4 tRNA genes are annotated in these 336 nt (G+C 54.8%); all 4 read left to right on the forward strand.

Features of this window, described 5'->3' with window-relative positions:
- The first annotated feature begins 8 nt into the window (after nt 1-8).
- The 4 genes from H9X81_RS11605 (at nt 9) to H9X81_RS11620 (ending at nt 335) form a co-directional block, all read left to right on the forward strand.
- Nucleotides 9-84 (forward strand) — tRNA-Val (locus H9X81_RS11605).
- A 5-nt stretch (nt 85-89) separates the two neighbouring features.
- A tRNA-Asp gene (locus tag H9X81_RS11610) sits at nt 90-166 on the forward strand.
- A gap of 10 nt (nt 167-176) precedes the next feature.
- A tRNA-Phe gene (locus H9X81_RS11615) sits at nt 177-252 on the forward strand.
- A gap of 7 nt (nt 253-259) precedes the next feature.
- Nucleotides 260-335 (forward strand) — tRNA-Gly (locus H9X81_RS11620).
- Nucleotide 336: the final 1 nt, after the last annotated feature.

Consider the following 336-nt stretch of genomic DNA (forward strand, 5'->3'; position numbering starts at 1 on the left):
CAAAAGATGGGGGTATAGCTCAGCTGGGAGAGCATCTGCCTTACAAGCAGAGGGTCTCGGGTTCGATCCCTGATGCCCCCACCAAATATGGCCCGGTAGTTCAGTTGGTTAGAACGCTAGCCTGTCACGCTAGAGGTCGTGGGTTCGAGCCCCATTCGGGTCGCCAAATTTTTTGTGCCTTTGTAGCTCAGTTGGTAGAGCAGGGGACTGAAAATCCCCGTGTCACTGGTTCGATTCCGGTCGAAGGCACCAAAAATAAGCGGGTTTAGCTCATCTGGTAGAGCGCCACCTTGCCAAGGTGGAGGTAGCGAGTTCGAGCCTCGTAACCCGCTCCAT

It is taken from the genome of Hydrogenoanaerobacterium saccharovorans, assembly GCF_016901815.1.
Classification (GTDB): domain Bacteria; phylum Bacillota; class Clostridia; order Oscillospirales; family Ruminococcaceae; genus Avimicrobium; species Avimicrobium caecorum.